The organism is Arthrobacter sp. SO3 (assembly GCF_020532825.1).
In the GTDB taxonomy this organism is placed as follows: Bacteria; Actinomycetota; Actinomycetes; order Actinomycetales; family Micrococcaceae; genus Arthrobacter.
Map to the genome: position 1 here is coordinate 1 of NZ_MQTS01000049.1, position 3,648 is coordinate 3,648.

Genomic DNA, 3,648 nt, shown 5'->3' on the forward strand with positions numbered 1-3,648 from the left:
CACCCCCACGAACAGGACTTCCCGCATGTCATCGCCCTCGAACAACGCCGCCCCCGGCCAGACCCCCGGCCAGACAACCGGCCATACACCCGGCACCACCCGGATCGTCGCCGGCAAATCCGCCAGGCCCAGGCGCAAGCGCACCCTGGAGATCACCCTGGCGGCCGGCCTGGTCCTGCTGATCGGCGCCGGCGCCGCCGTCGCGTCCACGGTGTCCCGCACCAATGACGCCACGCCCGCCGCTGCGGTTGCCGACACCCCCGCCGCCGAACTCAAACTCGGCTACTTCGGCAACATCACGCACGCCCCGGCCCTCGTCGGGGTCAGCCAGGGCCTGATCGCGAAGAGCCTCGGCGAGACCAAGCTCAGCACCCAGGTCTTCAACGCCGGCCCCGCCGCGATCGAGGCACTCAACGCCGGCGCCATCGACGCCACCTATATCGGCCCCAACCCGGCCATCAACTCCTACGTCAAGAGCAAGGGCGAATCGATCAGCATCATCGCCGGCGCAGCTTCCGGCGGAGCCCAGCTGGTGGTCAAACCCGAGATCGCCTCGCCTGCGGACCTCAAGGGCAGGAAGCTCGCGACCCCGCAGCTCGGCGGGACGCAGGACGTGGCACTCCGCGCCTGGCTCGGCCAGGAGGGCTACAAGACCAACACCGACGGCAGCGGCGACGTCGCCATCAACCCCACCGAGAACGCCCAGACCCTGAAACTGTTCCAGGACGGCAAGCTCGACGGCGCGTGGCTCCCGGAGCCCTGGGCGTCCCGTCTGGTGCTCCAGGCCGGCGCGAAGGTCCTCGTCGACGAAAAGGACCTGTGGGAGAAGGGCGAGTTCATCACCACCGTCCTGATCGTCAACAAGAAGTTCGCCGCCGAGCACCCCGCCACGGTCAAGGCGCTGCTGAAGGGCCACGTCGAATCCGTGAACTGGCTCAACGCCGCACCGGCCGCGGAGAAGTCCACGGTCCTCAACGCCGCCCTCAAGGAATCCGCCGGCGCCGCCCTGGCCGCCGACGTGATCGACCGGTCGCTCAAGAACATCGTCTTCACCGTCGACCCGCTCGCCGGAACGTACAAGAAGCTCCTCCAGGACGGTGTCGACGCCGGGACCACCACCCAGGCCGACATCACCGGCATCTTCGACCTCACGGCCCTGAACAGCGTCCTCGGCGAGGGCGCCACCGGGAAGAAGGTCTCCGCGCAGGGACTGGGCAAGAACTAGCCAGTTCCCGCCGCCCGTTCCGCCAACCTTAGTTAGGACATGACCATGCCAGTCGTACTGGAAAACCTGGGCAAGCGCTTCGGCGACGGCGCCCCGGTGCTGGACGACGTCAACGCCAGCATCGGGCAGGGCGAGTTCGTCGCCCTGCTCGGTGCCTCCGGCTGCGGCAAGTCGACTCTGCTGAACATCATGGCGGGACTGGAGGCCCCGACGTCGGGCGCCCTCGAGGTGCCGAGCGACGGCGCCGCCTTTATGTTCCAGGACGCGGCGCTGTTCCCCTGGCTGAACGCCCGGGAGAACATCGAGCTGGCGCTGAAGCTGCGCGGGGTGGGCAAGGCCGGGCGGCGGGTGAAGGCCAACGAGCTGCTGGACCTCGTGCATCTGGGCGGCGCGGGGGACAAGCGCCCGCACGAGCTCTCCGGCGGGATGCGCCAGCGTGTGGCCCTGGCCCGCTCGCTCGCCCAGGACCGGCAGCTGCTGCTGATGGACGAGCCGTTCGCCGCCCTCGACGCGATCACCCGCGACCTGCTGCACGACGAGCTGGAGCGGATCTGGAAGGAAACCGGCCGCACCATCGTTTTTGTCACGCACAACGTCCGCGAAGCCGTCCGGCTGGGCCAGCGCGTGCTGCTGCTCTCCTCACGGCCCGGCCGCGTGGTGCGGGAATGGCACGTCAGCGAAGAGCACCGCACCGACGCCGGACTGGCCGGCCAGCTCACCGGCGAAATCACCGCCCGGCTACGCGAGGAGATCCGCCGCCATGCCAAGTAAACAAACCTCGCTTGTTGAGCCCGGCGAGACCCGGCACATCACCGCGGCCCTGACCCGGTCCTCCACCGGCTCGGCCGACCTCCGCGAGCTCGAGGCCGGGCTGGACTCGCTGCAGTCCGACGCCGTGCGCAAGGCCCGGATCGACTGGAGCCGGATCCTGCTGCCGGTCGGCGCCATCGCGGTCCTCGTGGTCATCTGGCAGCTCTACGTGTCGATGGGCTTCAAACGGCAGGACCTGGTGCCGGGCCCGCTGGACGTGGCGGCCCAGTTCGGCCATCTCTGGGCCGAGGGCAAACTGCAGGAAGCGGTCTGGACCTCGCTGCAGCGCGGGCTCGTGGGATTCCTGATCAGCGTGGCCATCGCCACCCCGATCGGACTCGTGCTGGCCCAGGTCGCCCCGCTGCGCCGCGCCTTCGGGCCGCTCATCTCCGGGCTGCAGGTGCTTCCGTCCGTGGCGTGGGTACCCGCCGCCATCATTTGGTTCGGCCTCACCGACGCCACCGTGTACTTCGTGGTGTTTATGGGCGCCATCCCTTCGATCATCAACGGGCTGATCTCCGGCGTGGACCAGATCCCGCCGCAGTACCGCAGCGTCGGGAAAGTCCTGGGCGCCTCCCGGGTCCAGCTCGCGCTCCAGATCATCCTCCCGGCCGCCCTGCCCGGTTACCTGAGCGGCCTCAAACAGGGCTGGGCCTTCTCCTGGCGCTCGCTGATGGCTGCGGAAATCATCGCCGTCGGCGGCACCATCGGCTTCGGCCTCGGCTCCATGCTGAACCAGGGCCGCGACCTGTCTGACATGACCATCGTCATGTCCGCGATCCTGCTGATCCTCGCCGTCGGCATCCTGATCGAACTGCTGGTGTTCGGCCCGATCGAAAAGCGCCTCCTCCGCCGTCGTGGCCTCCTCGCCGGCAGCACCCGCTAACCCCCACCCTCCACGCACAAACAACGCGGGCAATCCACAAGCAACGCGGGGTCATTTACGGCCCATAAACCCCGGGTTTATGGGCCGTAAATGACCCCGCGTTGTTGGTGCCTGGCGAGTTCGCGGCCACCGACGCCGGGGCGGTCATGACGGACCGGATTGAATTCTCGGCACCCTTTGGAGCGCTGGGCTGGCTTGTCGAGCGGGTCATCCTGCGCCGCTATCTGGAACGCCTGATTGCTGGGCGCGGGCTCCTCCTCGCGACGCCTTGTCCGGACCCCGGGACGGGCCTACACTCGCGGCTATAGGCCGGCATGCGGCCGACCCCGCCCAATTCTGAGGAGACAGCCGTGGCGCCAAAATACGGAGTGCTGGCACTGGTCGAAGCCAAGCCCGGGAAGGAGCAGGATGTCTGGGACTTCCTCAACGGCGGCCGCGACATCGTTCTGACCGAGCCCGGCACCCGGACCTGGTACGCCTTCCGGGTCAATGAGAACACGTTCGGCATCTTTGACACCTTTGACACCGAGGCGGACCGGCAGGCCCACCTCGACGGAGCCATCCCCGCGGCCCTTGGCCAGCACGGCCCGGCGATGCTGGCCAAGGACCCCGACATTAAACTCATCGAGCTCATCGCGGTGAAGTAGGCCCAGGAGCCGGGCCGCTGCTCGCGGGGCGGCCGCCGAGACGCCGCCGCCGTCGCCCCGCCCGCAGCCCGCCCCCAAAC

The 3,648-nt window shown here is 68.7% G+C and carries 4 protein-coding genes; all 4 read left to right on the top strand.

The annotated features are described in order from the left end of the window. Positions 1 to 25 precede the first annotated feature (25 nt). The 4 genes from BJQ90_RS05565 (at position 26) to BJQ90_RS05580 (ending at position 3,568) form a co-directional block, all read left to right on the top strand. Positions 26 to 1,225: an ABC transporter substrate-binding protein gene (locus BJQ90_RS05565; protein ID WP_226759317.1), complete on the top strand. Its 1,200-nt coding sequence runs from the start codon at positions 26 to 28 to the stop codon at positions 1,223 to 1,225. A gap of 45 nt (positions 1,226 to 1,270) precedes the next feature. Further along, positions 1,271 to 1,996 (top strand): ABC transporter ATP-binding protein, encoded by a 726-nt coding sequence (locus tag BJQ90_RS05570; protein ID WP_226759314.1) that lies wholly within the window; start codon positions 1,271 to 1,273, stop codon positions 1,994 to 1,996. Continuing rightward, complete coding sequence (locus BJQ90_RS05575) at positions 1,986 to 2,921, top strand: ABC transporter permease (protein WP_226759315.1); 936 nt, start codon at positions 1,986 to 1,988, stop codon at positions 2,919 to 2,921. The genes BJQ90_RS05570 and BJQ90_RS05575 overlap by 11 nt, the downstream gene beginning before the upstream one ends. Before the next feature lie 350 nt (positions 2,922 to 3,271). Beyond that, positions 3,272 to 3,568 (top strand): putative quinol monooxygenase, encoded by a 297-nt coding sequence (locus BJQ90_RS05580; protein ID WP_226759316.1) that lies wholly within the window; start codon positions 3,272 to 3,274, stop codon positions 3,566 to 3,568. The last annotated feature ends 80 nt before the right edge of the window (positions 3,569 to 3,648 follow it).

What these genes read in the sequence shown, in the direction of transcription:
- BJQ90_RS05570 (WP_226759314.1), top strand. Translation starts at nt 1,271, where the DNA reads ATGCCAGTCGTACTGGAAAACCTGGGCAAGCGCTTCGGCGACGGCGCC.
- BJQ90_RS05565 (WP_226759317.1), top strand. Translation starts at nt 26, where the DNA reads ATGTCATCGCCCTCGAACAACGCCGCCCCCGGCCAGACCCCCGGCCAG.
- BJQ90_RS05575 (WP_226759315.1), top strand. Translation starts at nt 1,986, where the DNA reads ATGCCAAGTAAACAAACCTCGCTTGTTGAGCCCGGCGAGACCCGGCAC.